Below are 18,477 nucleotides of genomic sequence, written 5' to 3' on the forward strand. Positions count from 1 at the left end.
TCGTTCGTTGGCGAGACCCGCTCGCGGGCACCGCGGGCGAGCGGGGCGACGCCTCGCCGGGTGCAATCTTGAGCACCATTGAAATCAGTCATCGCATGACGGCGCGAAGTGTAACGGAAGCATCACCGCGACGAAATAAAAAGTTGTCACGAAACAACTTGTCGATCCGATAGCGATTGTCACGAATCGATTGATTAACATGCTATTGAAGTTGAAATAAATGGTGATTGATGTGCTTGCGAGATATTATCGTCGCCGGCCTGCGCGAAGGACACGCATCATGTGTGTCGACCGATATCGGATCGTTTTTTCCGTGTTGTCATACAACCGATAACATTATGTGGTTCTACACACCGTATGTCGGCTCGCGGGCCGGTACAACCCTATCCAGGCGCGGCTATGCCGGCGTCGTCCGACGGATGAACAACCACCGCGCGACGTTCGGCCGGTATGATCGCTGCGCTCGCGAACGACGCAATCGGCCAGTGCATGCCGACGCGTGCGTGACCGACGTCACCGGCACGGCACTCGCGGCAGCGCAGGACGGACGCCGGCGACTCACCGGGCCTCGATCGGGCCGAACGGGCCAGGACAGCACGACGGAGTATTGAAACGATGTTGATGGAGACAGGTGCGGCGCGACGCGCGTGGGCGATCGCTGCCGGGGGAACATTGTGCATGGCGGCCGCAGGCGGCGCGCATGCGCAGGCGCCGAACGCCGGCGCCACGACGGCCGTGCTGCCGCCCATCGACGTGACCGGCAACGCCGGCGGATCGTCGGTCGGGCTCGTCGGGCTGCGCACCGCCGCCGGCACGAAGACCGACACGCCGGTGGCCGAGATTCCGCAGACGACCAACATCGTGACCGCGCAGCAGATCGAGATGACCGGCGCGGCCGACCTGAACCAGGCGCTGCGTTATGTGCCGGGCTTCGCGACGTTCGGCGCCGACAGCCGGACCGACTGGTATGCGGCGCTGCGCGGCTTCACGCCGACGCTGTACGTCGACGGCGTGCCGGCGCCGAATACGGCCGTCATCGCGAACTGGCGTGTCGACCCATACACGATCGACTCGATCGCGGTGCTGCGCGGGCCGACGTCGGTGCTGTACGGCGCGGGCGAGCCCGGCGCGATCGTCGACGCGCACACGAAACTCGCCGACGGCGAGCGCGTGCGCGAAGCCGGCGTGCAGATCGGCAACCATGCGCGCAAGCAATTCATGGTCGATGTCGGCGACCAGCTCGACCCGGACGACCGGTATGCGTATCGCTTCGTCGGCATCGCACGCGACGGCAACGCATGGACCGGCCCGAATGCCGACCGGCGCGTCGCGCTCGCGCCGTCGTTTCGCTGGCGGCCGACCGCCGACACGTCGCTGACATTCTCCGCATCGTTCCTGCAGGACAGCGGCGACATCTCGTCGAACTTCCTGCCCGCGTCCGGGACGGTGCTGCCGAACCCGAACGGCCGCCTGTCGCAGGACATCTACATGGGCGACCCGTCGTTCAACGACTACCGGAAGAAGCAATGGTCGCTCGGCTACGCGCTGGAGCACCGCGTGGATGCGATATGGACGCTGCACCAGGACGTACGCTGGTCGCATCTGTCGCTCGACGACGCGACGGTGTTCGGCACGGGCCTGGTGCCCCGCAGCACGACGAACATGATGCGTTTCGCGGGGCTGTTCCAGCTCAACTACAGCCGGCTCGATATCGACAACCACGCGCAGGCGCGCTTCGGCACGGGGCCGCTCGAACACACGCTGCTGCTCGGCGTGCAGTTCGACCGGCAGACGACGACCAACAGCGTATGGCTCGCGCTGGCGCCGTCGCTGAACCTGTACCACCCCGTCTATCGGCCGGTCACGGCCGCGATCTTTACCGGCCCGACGTCGCTCGGCCATGTCGACCAGTACACGGCGATGAACGCGGTCGGCGTGTACGCGCAGGACCAGATCCGCTGGCAGCGCTGGACGATGACGCTCGGCGGCCGCGAGGATCGTGTGAATGCACGGTTCGACGGCCGGACGGTCGGTACGCATTCGCGGCAGGACGACAGCGCGTTTTCCGGGCGCGTCGGGCTCGCCTATCAGGGCGATGCGGGGCTGTCGCCGTATGTGAGTTATTCGACGTCGTTCGATCCGGTCATCGGCGTGCGGATTTATGGTGGCGGCCTGCCGAAGCCGACGCGCGGCACGCAGACGGAAGCCGGGCTGCGCTGGCAACCGCCGGGCAAGAATCTGATGCTGAGCGCGGCCGTTTATCGGATCGACCAGACCAACGTCGTGACGCCGGCGCCGGCGAATCTCGACCCCACCGGCACGACGTCCGTGCAGACCGGCAAGGTGCGCTCGCGCGGCATCGAGCTGAGCGCGCTCGGCAAGGTGACCCGCGAGCTGTCGATCGTCGCGTCGTATATGTATCAGGACGTCAAGAACGTGCAGGCGAACGACGCGTCGCTGAACAACTGGCCGGTGTCCGTGCCGCTGCCGCGGCAGATGGCGTCGATGTGGGCCGACTGGACCTGGCATGCGGGCGCGCTGTCGGGCCTCGGGATCGGCGCCGGCGTGCGCTATCAGAGCGCGTCGGCCGGCGCGCCCGACAATTCGCTGACGGTATCCAGCTTTACGCTGTACGACCTGGCGATGCACTACGAGACGCGCCACTGGCGGTTCGCGTTCAACGTCGCGAACCTGTTCGACCGGCGTTACGTCAGCGGCTGCCAGTCGTACGCGGTGTGCGTGTTCGGCAACGAGCGGACGGTGCTGGCCAGCGCGAGATACAACTGGTAGCGCAGCATCGCGGGCACGCCGAACGCGGCCTACGCGCCGCGTTGCGGTTCACGGGTCGCGGCGCGCCGGCTCGCGTGGCGCTGGCGCCGCCACTCGGTCGGCGTGATGCCGAAACGTTCGCGGAAGGCGGTCGCGAAGTTCGCCGGCGTGGAAAAGCCGATTTCCTTCGCGATGCTGGCGATGCTGAGCGACGTCGAATCCAGGAGATCCTGCGCGATCCGAAGCCGCTCGTGCCGCAGATACTCGAACACGGTCTGGCCGAGATTGTCGCGAAACGCGCGCGACAACCGCTTTTCATGCGTGCCGACCGCACGCGCCAGTTGCTCGACCGTCGGCGGATCGTTCAGCGTCCGCGACAGGTGGCGAATGGCCGCGCGCACGATGATGTCGTCGTCCATGCCCGCCGCGAACGGGCTTGCCGTGTCCGACGGCCGGTCGCGCTTCGCCCGCGCGAGCTGCACGCGAATCCGCGCGAGCACCTCGACCGGTTCGAACGGCTTCACCACATAGTCGACACCGCCGATTTCCAGCCCCTCGAGGCGTTCGTGCAATTCGCCGGCCACGGTCAGGAAGATGACCGGAATCGCGCTCGTCAGCGGATCGGCGGCGAGCCGCCGGCACGCGGTGAAACCGTCCATGCGCGGCATGCGGACATCCATCAGGATCACATCGGGCATGAGCGCCTGCGCGCGCTGGCACGCCTGCGCCCCGTCGGATGCGATGCTGATCCGGCAGCCCGTACCGCGCAGGATGTCGATCAGCAAACGCAGCTGGTCGGGCTGATCGTCGACGATCAGGACATGGGCGTCGCTCAATGCGGAGATCGATGGGGGCATCGTGCACCTGTTCTGGAAAGGCGGCTGGCCGAGATCCCGCGGGCGGCCTGCCCGGTGTGGGGAATCGTCGGACGCCGCTCTATGACGACGCGCAAACGCGTCGCACGCTCGTATCGATATTCGGATTGCGTCGGACTGCGCGGCCGGCAACCGGCCGGCGCAATACCGGGCGTTCGTTGTTTTGATCACTGAACCGGTAATGACACGGACGATTGCGGTGGTGGCGTCGTGAGTGATCGCGGCTGCCGGTATCGATGCGAGCGGAATTGTAGGAGCATATTTCGATTCCCGCCAGATGGTCTGTCGATAATCGAGTCATGGCGTTTTACATATTTTCAATTATGCGGCGGTTCGTGCATGCGGTGCCGGGCGTCGATATTCGTCAAAAACCCGCGGATTCCATGTCTGTCCGGGATGCAATCATGCAATTTTCTGGCTCTCCGGCGGAGAGTTGTCCGATGCCGTTTTATTTGAATGCGCTCGAGCAAAGTATTTATCCGCTTCTAAAAACATTCCGATTAAATGCGGCATATTGCAATCGTTTGCGAGATGGTGGAATTATAGATAACGCATTGAATATATTGAATTTTACAATCTATAAACAATGTCGCCTTTAATAATTATCGATCGTGTCTCATAATTCGTCCGAACTTTGAGCGACGGATGGCGCCGGACACCGGGAGACGAGGCGAACAGCGGTGGATGTTGCGCAATTGGAGTCCGAGGCATCAGTTGATGCATGCGTGGGCGAATGTCCTGCGCATGCGAACAGAAATCCGGTCGCCGGAGATGAAATAAAAGAAACGGGGTTGGTCGCGCTCGGCGCGTCATCAGATTCGGTGTGTTTATAAAGACGGGTTGAATCTCGCGATTCAACGGGGATGAGCTCGTCCATAAATAACGATACGCATTCCTGATGATGTGGCGATTTAACGGAATGAGGCGTTAAGAGACGGCGTGCCTGTGCCATCGAATGCCCCGGCGATTTGCTCGGTGTCGATGCATGTCGCGCTCGCCATGACGAGGCTGGGCATCGTGGCCAGGTTCCGCACCGAAGTCGTATTCGTAATCGCAGTCGAAGTCGAAGTCGAAGTCGAAGCTGTCAATAAAATTAAGTAGTCCGTATTCAAACCAGACGCTACAAAACGGAGCAGAACAGCATGAAGAGGAACCAGATTTCGGCGCTTGCCGCCGCCATGTTCACGGGTGCAGGTGTGCTGATCGCGGGGGTCGCACACGCGGACAATTTCGTCGACCGTGGCAACCCGGACAACGCGCTGAACGGCCAGTGCATCGACGGGACCAACCCGCTTTGCGTGGCGACGAAAAGCGGGAGTTTCGTCGCGGTGAGCACCACGAACGTTACGCAGGGCACGAATGCGAAGGCTGGTTCCAGCGGTATCGCGATCGGCGACCAGTCGAATGCGAGCAGCAAGGGCGGCAGCAGCAGCGGCGGTGCGATTGCGATCGGGGTCGGTTCGCAGGCATTGGCGAACTCGGCAACGGCGATCGGTACGGTGGCGGTCGCGCAAGGCAATACGGCGCTCGCGATCGGTCGCCAGTCGGCTGCAATCGGCGATTTCTCGATGGCGCTCGGCAACGTCGCCGATGCGCACGGCACGAGCTCGATCGCGCTCGGCCACTCTGCGCTGGCCAGCGGCGATCGCTCGATCGCGATCGGCGGCGCGAACCCGACGTCGAGCGACGGCGTATCGAACGGCGCCGCGTACGACGCAGCGACGCAGACGCGCGCCGGCGGCACGCAATCGGTGGCGATCGGTGCGGGCGCGCAGACAAACGACAACAATCAGGTGGCGATCGGCTCGGGCAGCGTCGGCGCGAACAACGGCGGCACGCCGGTGTTCGGCGGCACGGCAGCGCCGGTCGGCGGCGCGGTATCGTTCGGTGCGCTCGGCAGCGAACGCCAGCTCAAGAACGTCGCGGCCGGCGCGGCCGATACGGATGCCGTCAACGTCCAGCAGCTGAAGAACGTGAACAGCGCGCTCAGCACGAGCATCGGCAACGTCGACGCACACGTGACGTCGGTCGGCAATTCGCTGTCGACTTCGATCACGAACGTCGACCAGCGCGTGACCAGCGTCGGCAACAGCCTCAGCACGAGCATCGTGTCGGCAACGCAGAACGTGGTGAAATACACCGACGATTCGCATGCGGCGATCACGCTCGACGGCAGCAACGGCACCACGATCAGTGGCGTCGCGGCCGGCGTTGCAGACACCGATGCGGTGAACGTCGGCCAGTTGAGGGGCAGCGTCGCGCCGCTGCAAACGTCCATTTCGACGGCGGCTTCGAACATCACGAACCTGCAGAACAGCGTCTCCGGCATCAACACGTCGCTGAGCACGGCGGCGTCGAACATCGGCAACCTGCAGGCGGCCGATACGCGCAACGTGAAGTACGACGGCGCGAGCGGGTTCGATTCGGTGACGTTCGCCGGCACGAACGGCACGACCCTGCACAACATCGCGGACGGCAAGGACGTGCACGACGCGGTCAACGTCGGCCAACTGAACGGCGGCCTCGCATCGCTCAGCACGAGCGTGACGAACAACCTCAGCACGACGCTCGGCAACCTGAGCACGTCGATCACCAGCCAGATCGGCAACGCGACGAAGAACGCGGTGCAGTACGACGACGACGCGCACGGCGGCGTCACGCTCGGCGGCAAGGGCGCGCAGGCACCCGTCGGCCTGCACAATATCGCGGACGGCGTAGCCGCGGGCGATGCGGTGAACGTCGGCCAGCTCGGCAATGTGACCGACACGCTCAATCAGTCGATCACGACAGTCGGCAACCAGGTGACGACGAATACGGGCAACATCGCCGCGCTGCAGCAGGATGCGCTCCAGTGGAACGCGAGTCTCGGCGCGTACGATGCAAGCCACGGCGGCAACGGCCCGCAACTGATCAGCAACGTCGCGGCCGGTAAGAATGGAACCGACGCGGTCAACGTCGACCAGTTGAACGCGGCGATTCAAAGCGGCACAAGCCAGCTCGATGCGCTGGCCGTGAAGTACGACGATGCGAGCAAGCGGCAGGTTTCGCTCGGGGCGGGCAATGGCGGGAGCCCGGTGCGTGTGACCAATGTCGCGGAAGGCAACGTGGCGTCCGGCAGCGCCGACGCGGTGAACGGCGCGCAACTGCGCCGCGCGACCGACGGCACCGCGGCTGCGCTCGGCGGCGGCGCCACGGCGAACCCGGACGGCTCGATCACCGCGCCGGCCTACAAGGTTGGCGGCGGCTCGTTCAACAATGTCGGCGACGCACTCACGAACCTCGACGGCCGCGTCGGCAGCAACACGACGACGCTCGAGAATCAAGAAACGCGCCTCGGCAACGCCGAAACGAACATCGCCGGCAATACCGCCGCGATCGCCGGGCTGCAGCAGGACGCGCTGCAGTTCGACCCGAAACTCGGAGCGTATAGCGCGGCGCGCGGCGGTGCTCCGACCAAGCTGACGAACGTGGCCGACGGCAACGTCGCCGCGGGCAGTACCGACGCGGTGAACGGTGGACAGCTGTCGGGCGTGAAATCCGATCTCGAACAGCAGATCACGCAGGTGTCCAATCAGACCGGCGAGGCCGTGAAGAACGTCGTCAAATACGATGTCGATACGAACGGCAACCGGCTGAATTCGGTCTCGCTCGTCGGCGGCGACGCCCATTCGGCGGTCGTGCTGAAGAACGTCGCGGCGGGCACCAACGATACCGACGCGGTGAACGTGAAGCAACTGAAGGACGTGCAGTCGAATCTCAGCCAGCTCGGCGCACTCGCGGTGCAGTACGACGACAGCTCGAAGAGCACGATCACGCTCGGCGGCGCCGGCGGCACGCGCATCACGAATGTGCAGGCCGGCACGCTCGGCGCAACCAGCACGGACGCGGTAAACGGCTCGCAGCTCTACGCGACCAACCAGCAGGTGTCGAAGAACACGACCGACATCTCCAACCTGCAGGGCAGCGTGACCAACATCGCGAACGGCAAGGCCGGCCTCGTGCAGCAACAGGATCCGAACGGCGCGATCACGGTCGGGAAGGACACGGGCGGCACCAGCGTGAACTTCTCGGGCACGGCCGGCGACCGCGTGCTGACCGGCGTCGCGGTGGGCGTGAACGCGAACGATGCGGTCAACGTCGGCCAGTTCAACGCCGCGCTGCAGAACGTGGCGGCCAACGACAAGATCCACACGGCGGCAACCGATGCGAACACGACGTGGATCGCGCGCGCCGATGCGGGATCGATCGGGTCGACGGCGACCGCAACCGGCAAGAACGCGGTGGCGGTGGGCCAGGGTTCCGTCGCCGATCGCGACAATTCGTTCTCGGTCGGCGCGCAGGGCAGCGAGCGCCAGATCACGAACGTCGCGGCCGGGACGGCGCCGACCGACGCGGTGAACGTGCAGCAACTGAACGACAACCTCTCGACCGCTTCGACGCAGGCGAAGAGCTACACCGACCAGCGCATCGGGCAGGTGTACAACTCGTTCAACGACCTGAAGAAGGACATGTACGGCGGCGTCGCGTCGGCGATGGCGGTGGCCGGGTTGCCGCAACCGACTGGCGCGGGCCGCTCGATGGTATCGGCAGCGACCGCGAACTATCACGGCCAGCAGGGGTTTGCCGCCGGTTACTCGTATGTGACGGAAAGCAACCGCTGGGTCGTCAAGGCGTCGGTGACGGGCAACGCCCGCTCGGACTTCGGCGCGGTGGTGGGCGCAGGTTATCAGTTCTGATGTCGGTCGTAACGCGTTGAACGTTCGGACGTGCCGGCAATGCGCGTGATACCCGGTGCTTGCGACAAGTCCATGGCCCGAGGTCGATTTCTCGACCTCGGGCTGTGATTTGCCGTCGAAAAGGTGAAATCATCGAGTCCGCCAGGTGTCGGATGAACTTCCGAGTGCAATGCCGGGTGGGTGCATCCGCTCCTTCGGATAATGTCGCCGCGGTGTCACGTTCGACAGTGTCGTCACGCTATGCGTCGCATCAAGGCCAATCTGCCCTGCGGGCAGTCGCTTCGGAGCGTGGTGATCAACGTCGACCGTGATCAGTTGCGCGTCACGCCATCGATCGACGGCGGCCGAACATAAAGAGCCTGAGCCTGAACCTGAACCGAGTTCGGGCATCAGCTTGGGAGTGCGTGCCTTGATATGCTGGATCAGTGAGCTGCTGTCCGACATGTGTTCGTCAGGGCAGCCGCCCGCGTGAACAATCGCGCCGAGAACAGCCACCAACCGACTCGGGAACGCGAGCGTCGTATGCGAGGGTTTCGCGACCCGCGACGCACGCAATACTTCCTGTCGTGCTTTGGTCCGATCCGCCAACATTTCGCGGTGAAGAGGCACCTATTACGCGCGGCGCTCCATCGCAAACAACTCGCTGCGCGCTTCGACGCCTAGCGCGAGTTCACCAGCGTGGCCCGGAATCCGTCTCCGACAAACTGACATTGTCGTCCGTTGCATTTTCATGCTCGATGGTCGTTAAGTTGACAATGTCGCGTGAACTAACGCAGCGAGCGCGCCACGATCATCGCGTTGGCCCGCACTACCGGAACCCTGACACGGACATCGCCGGTCGATCCCGACCGTCGCGATGCGGCTATGCTCGCCCGTCGGTTGCAATGATTCTCCATTCGGTATGCTGAGTTTACGCTCACCCATGATCGACGCCCACGGCGGGCTTGTGCAGTGGCGCAGGTTCCGGCAGGTGCGCGCGCCTCTAGCAGCCGCCCGACGGCACTGGGCGCTCCCAAGGCCGCCGCACTACCTTTGACTGCCATTACCGCGTGGGAACTACTGTTCGACCGGCTGAAGATTGCCGAGCGCGGCGGCGTCGGGCAGTGCATGCTGGTGATCGGCGCGGGTGGCGGCGTCGGGTCCATTCTCGTGCAACTCGCGCGCCAATTGACCGCCCTGACGGTGAGCGGCACCGCGCTGCTTTAAAGCGACGCACCGCCGCACATGACGATCTGCTGCCCGGTGATGGCGCTCGCGTCCGCGCTCAGCAGAAAGCCGGTGAGCGCGGCGACTTCCCCGGGCGTGATGAACCGCCCGATCGGCGGCAGGCGGGGAGGCGTTGCCGCGCGTGCCGGATCCCGCAGGAACGGCGTGTCCGTGGCGCCGGGCGCGACGACGTTGACGGTGATGCCCTTCGGCGCGAGTTCCGCCGCCCAGGACCGCGCGAGGCCCACCAGCGCGGATTTGGTCGCCGCATACTGGCTGCGCGTGGCCGCGCCGTTGGCGGTGCGGCTCCCCAGCAGCACGATGCGTCCGCCGGGGGGCATCCGGGGCACCAGGCGATCGGCCAGAAAGCTCACAGACTCGACGTGCAGGCGCCACATTGCCGCTCCGTCGTCTTGCGAAAGCTGGCCGAGCGGCGCGGTACGCATGAAACCGGCCGCATGCACCAGTGCGTCCGCCGTACCCAGTTCATCGCACACGGGCCCGAGTGCGGCGAAGTCGGTGACGTCGACGGGCACGATTTTCAGCGAATCACGGGGCGTTTCAATGTGTGAGCGGCACAGGCCGGTGACGCGCCAGCCGTCCGACAGCAGACGCTCGACGATCGCCTGTCCGATTCCCGACGACGCGCCCGTGACGACTGCATGGCGCAAACCCGAACCCGACTGCTCCAATTGACCCACGATCGCTCCTGCTGCGTTTGAACTACGATGAACCGGCGGATGTCGGCGCTGTCTTTGTGCTGACCGCATGCACCGTGATCCGCGCTTGCGAATGGAACGGATCGAGCTGCTCGGGCAGCGCTGCGTCGTCCGTCACGAGCGTCCAGTCGCGCTCGAGCGGCGTCCAGTGCTGCTGGCTTGCGCGTCCGAGCTTGTCGGCGGTGACGAGCACGAAGACCTCCGCTGCCTGTCGCATCACGCACTCCTTCAGGTATGACTGCTCGCTGCTCGCCTCGCACAAGCCCAGTTCGGCGACCACGCCGTCCGCGCCGAGGAACGCCTTGTCGACGCTCAGGCGACTCAGCGCGATCTGCGCGAGCGGCCCAAGCGTGCTCATGCTGGACGACCGGACGTCGCCGCCGATCACCGTCACCTGAACGCCCGACGCGACGAGCGGGCTCACGACCAGCAGGTTGTTGGTGACGACGTGAACGGCTGTCCGGCCGGCAAGCAGGCGCGCCAGCGCCGCAGTCGTGGTGCCACCGTCGAGGAACACGGTGTCGCCGTCCTCGACATACGCGCTCGCCGCGTGCGCGATCGCTTCCTTCTGTTCCTGCGAACTGACGCGCCGCTCCTCGAGCGAGGGCTCGGGCTCATGGCCGCCGACCGCGGCGGCACCGCCGTAAGTGCGCAGAATGCGGCGGTCGCTCGCGAGCGCACGCAGATCCCGGCGAACCGTGGCTTCCGACATCCCGAAGTGCTCGCACAACGTCGCAACGTCCGTCATGCCCCCGAGCACGGCCTGCAGCATCGCCTCCCGGCGCCTGGTCACTTTCATGTGCGTGAATTCCTGGTCTGATCCAATGGGCGCGCTGGTCTGCGCCTCGAGACCGACAAGTTTATCCAATTGCCGCAGTGACCGGCTGGTTGCACCGTAGGGTGTCATCGGCCGCGAATCCACGCCTCGTCGACGCGCACGTACTTGATCTTCTGGCGGAACCAGGTGAATGCGATGTGCAGCGCGCCATCTTGCGACTGCACGATCGACGGATACGAGTATTCCCGGTTGCGCTGGTCTGCCGAGTTGTTCGTCATGCAGTAGCCGTCACCGATTTCCAGGTTGCGGCGGCGCCGCCACGTCTTGCCGCCGTCTTCGGAGATGGCCAGCGACATCGGCGCGCGTGGCGCGCCCCAGAACGCGGTGCCACGCGCGGACGCCTTCTGGTCGCGCAACTCGCCGTTGTCCTCGGAGTCTTCGATGTCGTCGTACAGCGATGCGCGGCGCTCCGTGCTGTGCGACGCATCGCTTTCGTTGAACACGAGCGCGAGGTGACCGTTCTGCAGCACCGTGAACTGGATAGACGAATTGTTGTTCGGCACCTCGGTCGGCTCGGGCGCGCTCCATGTGCGGCCGTCCGTCGAGCGGCTCGCGTAGACGAAGTCCGCCCAGCGGCTGCGATAGAGTGCCAGCAGCGAGCCGTCGTGCAGCACGTGAACGTTCATGTGCACGCACCCGACGCTGTTGGGCACTTCATGCAGGGTCCACGACGCGCCCTGGTCGTCGGAAACCATGACCGCGCTGACATCGTCATTGCCGACCCAGCGCTCGCCGGGCTCCGTGCGGCACAGAAATACGGGGCAAATCCACGTGCCGCTGTCCAAGGTGATGATCGGCTGGCGGACGAACGTCCCCGGGCGATCGAACAGGGTTTCGACGGGGCCCCAGGTGATGCCGCCGTCCGTCGACACGCGGCGGCGCACGATCGCGGTGTTCTGATGCCCTGACAATTGCGCGGTGTAGATCAGCCACAGGCGGCCGTCCGGCGCGGTGAACAGCACCGGGTTCTGTTCCGAGCGTGTCGGGTCGTCCGACAGCTTGTGGGGCGACGACCACGCGTTCGTCCCGGCCGCGAGACGCGACATGTAGATGGAGACGTCGGGAATGCCTTCTTGCGTACCGCCGAACCAGACGCACAGAAGGTCGCCGTTGTCGAGGCAGTGCAGATTGGCCGCGTGGTTCTGCACGCAGGCGGTCGGCAGAAACGCTTCTTGCCGTTGCGCGTCGGCATACGCCGTGCGAACGCAATGATCCGAAGCGGCGCTTGCCGCGTCAAGCAGGTTCGTGCTCATGAAATGTTTCTCGAGTTGCGAGGTTAGTGCGATTCGCGATGCGTGAGCTGCTTGTCGCGAAGGTTCGAGCCTTCGCCATGAAACAACAGCTTGGCGACGACCAGCACGATCGCGGGGGTGACGAGTGCGACGTACATGTTGTCGATGCCGAACGGATTGCCGAGCAGGTACCAGACCGTTGTGGCGATCGTCGCGAAGATGAGCGCCGAGACGGCGCCGCGCTTGCCGCTGAAGAACGGCAGGTAGATCCCGATCAGCGCAATGATCGACACGGACAGGCGCAGCGCGCGGCTGAAGAACGATAGCGCGAGAATCTGCGGGACGAACAGCACGAAGAGCAGCGGGAGGAAGCCTACGATCAGCGAGATCCAGCGCGTCATTCTCAGCTCGACATCGGGCGTCGGCTTGAAGCGCGGCACATAGAAGTCCTTGACGATCAGCGAAGCGATCGCCAGCGCGACGGTGCATACGCTGACGAAGATGGATGCCACGAGCGAAATCGTGACGACGCCGGCAAGGATGGGATTCATGTGCTGCAGGAACACCGGCAGCGCGTACAGGCTCTTGATGTCCGGATACAGGTACTTGGCGGTCACGCCGATGAAGCCGAGCGCGAGGGCGATCGGCACGCACAGGAACGCGGCGATCAGCGCAGATGCACGCGCGCCCTCGGGGCTACGGGTCGACGAGATGGCCTGGATGATGAATTGTGTCGAGAAGATCGCGCCGGCCGTGCCGATGATCCATGCGCCGATCGTGCCGCCGGACAGCGCCCCCGTCCACGTGAAATAGTGTGCGGGCATGTGTTGAGCCATCGGCTTGATGCCGCCCGACAGTTTCCATGCGACGCCGACCAGGATGGCGATGCCGAGCAGCTTCACGGCGCTGTGAACGACGGTCAGATATGCGACGCTCTTGAGGCCGCCCCAGACGAAATAGATGGTGCTGACGATGGCAGTGATGAAGGCGGCCGTCGGCAGGTCGATGCGCATGACTGTCGAGATCGCCGCCGCCCCGCTCACGTAGTTGCCCACGTTCACCACGAACAGCGCATAGATCATGATCGCGGAGACGGCTAGCTTCGCGCCATGGCCGTACCGCTGGGCGATGAATCCGGAAATGGTGAACTCGCCGGACGCATACAGTCGCTTGGCCATGAACAGGCCGAAGAACAGAAAGCCGATGGCTGCCGCCAGGACCGACCACGAGGCGGCGAAGCCGGCCGAGAAGGCTTCCTGCGAAGTCCCGACGGTCGATTTGGCGCCGATGAATTCCGACATCAGCAGGATGGCGACCACCAGCGCGGGCATCGAGCGCCCGGCCACCATGAACTGTTCGGAATTACGGCTGCGCAGGCGAATGCTGATCACGCTCGTAATCACGATGTAGACGACCACCATGCCGATGATGGTGGCTGTGTCCAAATAACTGAAGGTGGCCATCTCTTGTCTCCACGTTACCTTCGGTTGATGTGTGTTCGGGTGTGTCGGGCGATCCGGCATGTTCCTGCCGGTATCGCCCGTTGGCCGATGCGCGTCGTTGCGGGCGCTGCTTACGCGGCGCTTGCGACGGGCGACGGCTCGTTGCGTCGCGTCGCGAGGTCCACGGCCTGGCGGAAGGCTTCCAGCAGGCTGCGCTCGTCGGCGATGCCCTTGCCGGCGATGTCGAAGGCGGTGCCGTGGTCGACCGACGTGCGGATGACCGGCAGGCCGACCGTCACGTTCACACCGGCTTCGAGGCCCATCACCTTCACCGGCCCGTGACCCTGGTCGTGATACATCGCGACGACCACGTCGAAATCACCGCGGCCCGCGCGGAAGAACAGCGTATCCGCCGGCAGCGGGCCTTCTACGTCCCAGCCGCGTGCCTGCAGGACCTGAACCGCGGGCACGATCTTCTCTTCCTCCTCGCCATAGCCGAACAGGCCGTTCTCGCCGGCGTGGGGATTGATGCCGCATACGCCGATGCGGGGATTCGCGATACCGGCACGAACCAGCGTGTCGTGTGCACGCTCGATCGTGCGTTGCACGAGGCCCGGCTCGATCTTGCGAATCGCGTCGAGCAGGCCGATGTGCGTCGTCACGTGAATCACGCGGAGATTGGGCGCGACCAGCATCATCGACACTTCGTCGATGCCCGTCAGGTGCGCCAGCATTTCGGTGTGACCCGGGAAAATATGGCCGCCTGCATGCAACGCTTCCTTGTTGAGCGGTGCCGTGCAGATCGCGTCGAGCTCGCCGTTCGACGTCAGCTCCACGGTGCGCGCGATGTATTGATACGCGGCGTCTCCGGCGATCGCAGAAAGCTTGCCATAGGGCAGGTCGGCCGGAATCAGCGCCATGTCGATACAATCGACCACGCCCACGCGGAACGCGCCTTCGGACGGACGGCTGACGGCACACACCTCGAGGTCGACGCCCGTCCGGCGGCCGGCGTCCCGCAGGCGTGCTGCGTCGCCGATGACCACGGGGCGGCATTGCTCATACACGGATGCGTGCGCAAGGCTCTTCATGATGATTTCCGGTCCGACGCCGGCTGCGTCGCCCATGGTGATACCGATGATGGGACGGTTGTCCATGGCAGTTTCCTTCACAAATTGGTTTGAGCTGTATTGGTCGTCTTGCCGTCATTCGCAAGCCGGCGCCACGCGTGATGGATCGACGCGGGCTGGCCGAAGCCGCCCGCCTTGGTCACGACGGGGAGTGTCTTTCCTTGCAGCCGGCATTCGAGGAGCGGCATGCCGTCCTCGATTTCGTCGACGACCCGCAAGGCGCTCGCGCCGGCTGCGGTGAGCAGCGCGCGCGCTGTTTCGCCGCCCGTCGCGATGATCCCGCCTGCGTGGCGCACGGCGGGCGCCAGCAACGCGGCAAGACGGTTGCAGAACAGCAGGCCGTCCTGCACATCACCGCGCTGCGTCTGGCTCAACGAGACCACCACATGCTGGCCGCGACGCAGGGCGTCGCATACGACAGTCGTCACGTCGTTGCGCGGGTCATCCAGCGCTGCGACAGCGACCTCGAGCGCTACAAGGCTGGCGCCGGCGTTGACCTTGAGGCACTCCAGCTGCGCATGCGAGATGCTCGACATGCTGCCGACGACCGTGAGCACGGGGCCTTGCGGATCCTCGCGATCGGCCGCCGGGCCGGTCGTGCTTCGGATTGGCGCCAGCGCCTCGATGACGGCGGGCGCCAGACCTGCCGAGCCCACCCAGAATACGTCGTCGAGCATGGCCGATGCGCGGGCGATGCGTTGCAGATCATCGTCGGACTCCGCATCGCACACGACGGCTTGCGCGCCGTCGGTTTGCCACTGGCGCAGGTATGCCGCGAGCGTGTCCGGTTCGCCGCGGACCGCGCCGATTGTCGCGTATGCGACGCGCAGATCCTCGGCTGAAAGCAGCGCAACCAGGTCGGCCTTGCCAGGGATGTTTTCGTTACGCCAGTATTCGCTCGCTTCGACCGGCACGCCGCGAACCCATTGGCGGCCGTCTCGCGTCGTGCGTCCGGATGCCGGGTAGGCGGGGCAGACGATCGCCATGCCGAGGACTGACGCCAGTGCGGCGACTTCAGCAGCGACATTGCCTCGCAACGTAGAATCCACCTTCTTGTAGACGCGCGTGCCTGCACGCGACAGCGACTCGACGGCGGCGACGTTGCGTCGGGCGGCCACGTCCTTCGATGCGCGGCGCGAGTCCACGTCGACCGACAGGATGTCGATGCCGCTCATCGGCGCCGGCGCATGCTGCGTGTCGAGCACGACCATCGCCGTCAATCCGTGACGCAAGCCGGCCACCGCGCAATCGGCCGCGCCCGACAGGTCGTCGGCGACGATCAGCAGCCGCGGTGCGTCCTGTGTGACCGTGTTCATGGCAGCAGGCGACGGTAGATCGACTTCATGTCGTCGAGCGTCAGCGCCTTCGGATTGTTGCCGAGCAGGCGCTTGACCTTCGATGCCGCAATCGCCAGCGCGTCGAGATGTTCTTCCGACACGCCGAATTTGCGCAAGTCCTGCGGAATGTCGACGGCCGCCGTCCATTCCACCATCTTGTCGATCAGTTTGCGTGCTGCGACCGGGTCCGAATCCGTTGTCGCAGCCAGGTCGAGTGCGCGCGCAACGTTCGACAGCCGGCCTTCGATCGCATCGAGGTTGAAGGCCATCACGTGCGGCAGCAGCATCGCGTTCGCGACGCCGTGCGTGACGTTGAACATCCCGCCGAGCGGGTAGGCCAGCGCATGCACGGCGGCCGTGCCGGCGGCGGTGAGTGCGAGGCCGCCGTACATCGACCCGAGCATCATCGCTTCGCGTGCCTTCAGCGATTGACCGTTTTCGTACGCCTCGACGATGTTCGCGCCGATCAGGCGCATCGACTCCATCGCGTACATGTCGCTGATCGGGTTCGCCTTCGTCGAGATGTACGATTCGAGCGCATGCACGAACGCGTCCATGCCGGTCGCGGCCGTAATCGGCTTCGGCAGGCCGAGCGTCAGTTCCGCATCGAGAATCACGATTTTCGGCAGCAGGTGACGACTGACGATTCCCACCTTCAACGATTCGTCCGGCAGCGTAACGATTGCGTTGGGCGTGACTTCGGAGCCGGTGCCGGCGGTCGTCGGCACCAGGATCATCGGCACGCCGGGGTGCTTGACGAGGTCGATGCCGAGCCAGTTGCGCAGCGGTTCGTCGTTGGTCAGCCGGACCGCGAACAGCTTCGCCGCATCGAGCACGCTGCCGCCGCCGATCGAGAGAATCGCCTGCGGCGCAAAAGGCTCGATCTGCTCCTTGTACACTGTCTCGACGTTGCCGATGGTCGGCTCCGGCTCGACGCCGCGAATGATGCGCACGTCGACGTCTTTCGCTTTGAGCGATTCGATCACGCGATCGGCGACACCCAGCGCTTCCATTGCGGGCTGCGTGATCAGCGCGATGCGCTCGACCGGCGTATCGAGCAACGACAGCTTGTCTGGGAGCGTGGCGAGGCTGCCGGCGCCGTGGACGATGTGCTTGACAGTCTGGAAGTGATAAGTCGTCATGCTGATGACCTGTTTCAGTGGCCGCGTGCGGCGTCGTGGTAAATGGAGAGCGCTTGCGCCAGCCGCTCGCGCGCACTGTCGTCAAGCGGTTGCGCGGGAGACCGCGCGGGCCCCGCGGGCATCCCGAGCATCTGCGCGGCGGTTTTAAGCACGACGGGCATCGTGCCCAGCGCGAACGCGTCGCGTAGCGCGCGCAGCGATTCCTGGGCGGCGCGCGCGCCGGCGATGTCGCCGGCCTGGAACTTGTTCCAGATCGACATGACCACGTGCGGGACGGCATTGGTCGTCGCGGCGACCGCACCGTCGCCACCCGCGATCAGCGTCCAGAGAATCATCGAGTCGGTGCCGGTGAAGACCGCGAAGTCGTCTCGCCGCAGGTTGATCAGCTGCAGCAAGCGATCGAAGTCGCCGCCGCTGTCCTTGATGCCGCGGATGTTCGAGATCTCCGACAGGCGGCGCACGGTATCGACCGTCAGCGTGATGCCCGCTTTCGCGGGGATCGTGTAGAGCATGACCGGCAGCTGCGTTGCTTCTGCGATCTTCTTGTAGTGCGCGTAGAGCTCGGGCTGCGTCGCGCCGTTGAAATACGGTGTGATCACCGATACGGCATCCACGCCGACCTCGGTCATCTTCCGGTTCAGGTCGATCACGTCACGCGTCGCGTAGGCGCCGGTGCCGGCGATGACGGGCACGCGCGAACGGGCCTGGCTGACCGTGATGCTCGCGATGCGCAGCTTCTCTGCTTCGCTCAGTGCGATGAATTCGCCGTTGGTACCGAGGACGAAGAGCCCGTGCACGCCCGACTCGATCAGTCGTTCGACCAGCGCGCGCAGACCCTCTTCATCGACGTTCTCGTCTGCCGTCATCGGCGTGATCAGCGCGGGAACGATCCCCTTGAACGACATTGACATGCTTGCTCCATCGAGGACGGGACGGCCGGTGGAATCGCCGTCTCCGGGGTTATGCCGGAATCAGTGGGGCCGAGCGCCGGCGGCAGAGACCGCGTCGCTGAGCACGCCATCCGATGCAATTCGTATGAGGGAACGCGTTG

12 protein-coding genes and 2 pseudogenes are annotated in these 18,477 nt (G+C 64.9%); 4 read left to right on the forward strand and 10 right to left on the reverse strand.

All coding sequences use genetic code 11. The annotated features are described in order from the left end of the window. Window positions 1-615: 615 nt before the first annotated feature. Window positions 616-2,790, forward strand: coding sequence for a TonB-dependent siderophore receptor (locus BTE28158_RS28960; protein WP_151047952.1), 2,175 nt, complete (start codon window positions 616-618; stop codon window positions 2,788-2,790). 29 nt (window positions 2,791-2,819) lie between these two features. Here the strand turns inward: BTE28158_RS28960 and BTE28158_RS28965 are convergent, their stop codons facing one another. Further along, a complete protein-coding gene (locus BTE28158_RS28965; RefSeq protein WP_151047953.1) occupies window positions 2,820-3,626 on the reverse strand; it encodes a response regulator transcription factor in 807 nt (268 codons plus the stop codon). A gap of 1,160 nt (window positions 3,627-4,786) precedes the next feature. Here BTE28158_RS28965 and BTE28158_RS28970 point away from each other — a divergent pair. Then, window positions 4,787-8,380, forward strand: coding sequence for a YadA family autotransporter adhesin (locus BTE28158_RS28970; protein ID WP_151047954.1), 3,594 nt, complete (start codon window positions 4,787-4,789; stop codon window positions 8,378-8,380). A 129-nt stretch (window positions 8,381-8,509) separates the two neighbouring features. Here BTE28158_RS28970 and BTE28158_RS28975 read toward each other — a convergent pair whose 3' ends face one another. Next, complete coding sequence (locus tag BTE28158_RS28975; protein WP_151047955.1) at window positions 8,510-8,875, reverse strand: hypothetical protein; 366 nt, start codon at window positions 8,873-8,875, stop codon at window positions 8,510-8,512. Between BTE28158_RS28975 and BTE28158_RS28980 the strand changes: the two are divergent. Beyond that, window positions 8,810-9,043, forward strand: a pseudogene (locus BTE28158_RS28980) (IS6 family transposase); the annotation flags it as partial. The gene BTE28158_RS28975 and the pseudogene BTE28158_RS28980 overlap by 66 nt on opposite strands. 312 nt (window positions 9,044-9,355) lie before the next feature. Further along, a pseudogene (locus BTE28158_RS28985) lies at window positions 9,356-9,577 on the forward strand (zinc-binding alcohol dehydrogenase family protein); the annotation flags it as partial. A gap of 5 nt (window positions 9,578-9,582) precedes the next feature. On the opposite strand, the gene BTE28158_RS28990 reads toward BTE28158_RS28985, so the two are convergent. The 8 genes from BTE28158_RS28990 to dapA form a co-directional block, all read right to left on the reverse strand. Further along, window positions 9,583-10,287: an SDR family NAD(P)-dependent oxidoreductase gene (locus BTE28158_RS28990; RefSeq protein WP_151047956.1), complete on the reverse strand. Its 705-nt coding sequence runs from the start codon at window positions 10,285-10,287 to the stop codon at window positions 9,583-9,585. Window positions 10,288-10,309: 22 nt separating this feature from the next. Next, window positions 10,310-11,104, reverse strand: coding sequence for a DeoR/GlpR family DNA-binding transcription regulator (locus BTE28158_RS28995; RefSeq protein WP_124629162.1), 795 nt, complete (start codon window positions 11,102-11,104; stop codon window positions 10,310-10,312). Window positions 11,105-11,208: 104 nt separating this feature from the next. Beyond that, the gene (locus tag BTE28158_RS29000) at window positions 11,209-12,396 is read right to left on the reverse strand and encodes a sialidase family protein (RefSeq protein ID WP_151047957.1); all 1,188 of its coding nucleotides are present in this window, start codon (window positions 12,394-12,396) and stop codon (window positions 11,209-11,211) included. Between the two features lie 23 nt (window positions 12,397-12,419). Continuing rightward, on the reverse strand, window positions 12,420-13,838 hold the full coding sequence (locus BTE28158_RS29005) for a sodium:solute symporter family protein (RefSeq protein ID WP_151047958.1): 1,419 nt from the start codon (window positions 13,836-13,838) through the stop codon (window positions 12,420-12,422). A gap of 110 nt (window positions 13,839-13,948) precedes the next feature. Then, on the reverse strand, window positions 13,949-14,974 hold the full coding sequence (pdxA, locus tag BTE28158_RS29010; RefSeq protein WP_124629167.1) for a 4-hydroxythreonine-4-phosphate dehydrogenase PdxA: 1,026 nt from the start codon (window positions 14,972-14,974) through the stop codon (window positions 13,949-13,951). Between the two features lie 11 nt (window positions 14,975-14,985). Then, entirely contained in the window at window positions 14,986-16,263 is a 1,278-nt protein-coding gene (locus BTE28158_RS29015; protein WP_151047978.1) for a four-carbon acid sugar kinase family protein, read from the reverse strand. Next, on the reverse strand, window positions 16,260-17,426 hold the full coding sequence (locus tag BTE28158_RS29020) for an iron-containing alcohol dehydrogenase (RefSeq protein WP_151047959.1): 1,167 nt from the start codon (window positions 17,424-17,426) through the stop codon (window positions 16,260-16,262). The genes BTE28158_RS29015 and BTE28158_RS29020 overlap by 4 nt, the downstream gene beginning before the upstream one ends. Window positions 17,427-17,440: 14 nt before the next feature. Then, the gene (dapA, locus tag BTE28158_RS29025) at window positions 17,441-18,337 is read right to left on the reverse strand and encodes a 4-hydroxy-tetrahydrodipicolinate synthase (RefSeq protein ID WP_124629173.1); all 897 of its coding nucleotides are present in this window, start codon (window positions 18,335-18,337) and stop codon (window positions 17,441-17,443) included. Window positions 18,338-18,477: the final 140 nt, after the last annotated feature.

The organism is Burkholderia diffusa (assembly GCF_902499115.1).
Classification (GTDB): Bacteria; Pseudomonadota; Gammaproteobacteria; order Burkholderiales; family Burkholderiaceae; genus Burkholderia; species Burkholderia diffusa.

What these genes read in the sequence shown, in the direction of transcription:
- pdxA (WP_124629167.1), bottom strand. Translation starts at nt 14,974, where the DNA reads ATGGACAACCGTCCCATCATCGGTATCACCATGGGCGACGCAGCCGGC.
- BTE28158_RS29005 (WP_151047958.1), bottom strand. Translation starts at nt 13,838, where the DNA reads ATGGCCACCTTCAGTTATTTGGACACAGCCACCATCATCGGCATGGTG.
- BTE28158_RS28970 (WP_151047954.1), top strand. Translation starts at nt 4,787, where the DNA reads ATGAAGAGGAACCAGATTTCGGCGCTTGCCGCCGCCATGTTCACGGGT.
- BTE28158_RS29015 (WP_151047978.1), bottom strand. Translation starts at nt 16,263, where the DNA reads ATGAACACGGTCACACAGGACGCACCGCGGCTGCTGATCGTCGCCGAC.
- BTE28158_RS28995 (WP_124629162.1), bottom strand. Translation starts at nt 11,104, where the DNA reads ATGAAAGTGACCAGGCGCCGGGAGGCGATGCTGCAGGCCGTGCTCGGG.
- BTE28158_RS28965 (WP_151047953.1), bottom strand. Translation starts at nt 3,626, where the DNA reads ATGCCCCCATCGATCTCCGCATTGAGCGACGCCCATGTCCTGATCGTC.
- BTE28158_RS28960 (WP_151047952.1), top strand. Translation starts at nt 616, where the DNA reads ATGTTGATGGAGACAGGTGCGGCGCGACGCGCGTGGGCGATCGCTGCC.
- dapA (WP_124629173.1), bottom strand. Translation starts at nt 18,337, where the DNA reads ATGTCAATGTCGTTCAAGGGGATCGTTCCCGCGCTGATCACGCCGATG.
- BTE28158_RS29000 (WP_151047957.1), bottom strand. Translation starts at nt 12,396, where the DNA reads ATGAGCACGAACCTGCTTGACGCGGCAAGCGCCGCTTCGGATCATTGC.
- BTE28158_RS29020 (WP_151047959.1), bottom strand. Translation starts at nt 17,426, where the DNA reads ATGACGACTTATCACTTCCAGACTGTCAAGCACATCGTCCACGGCGCC.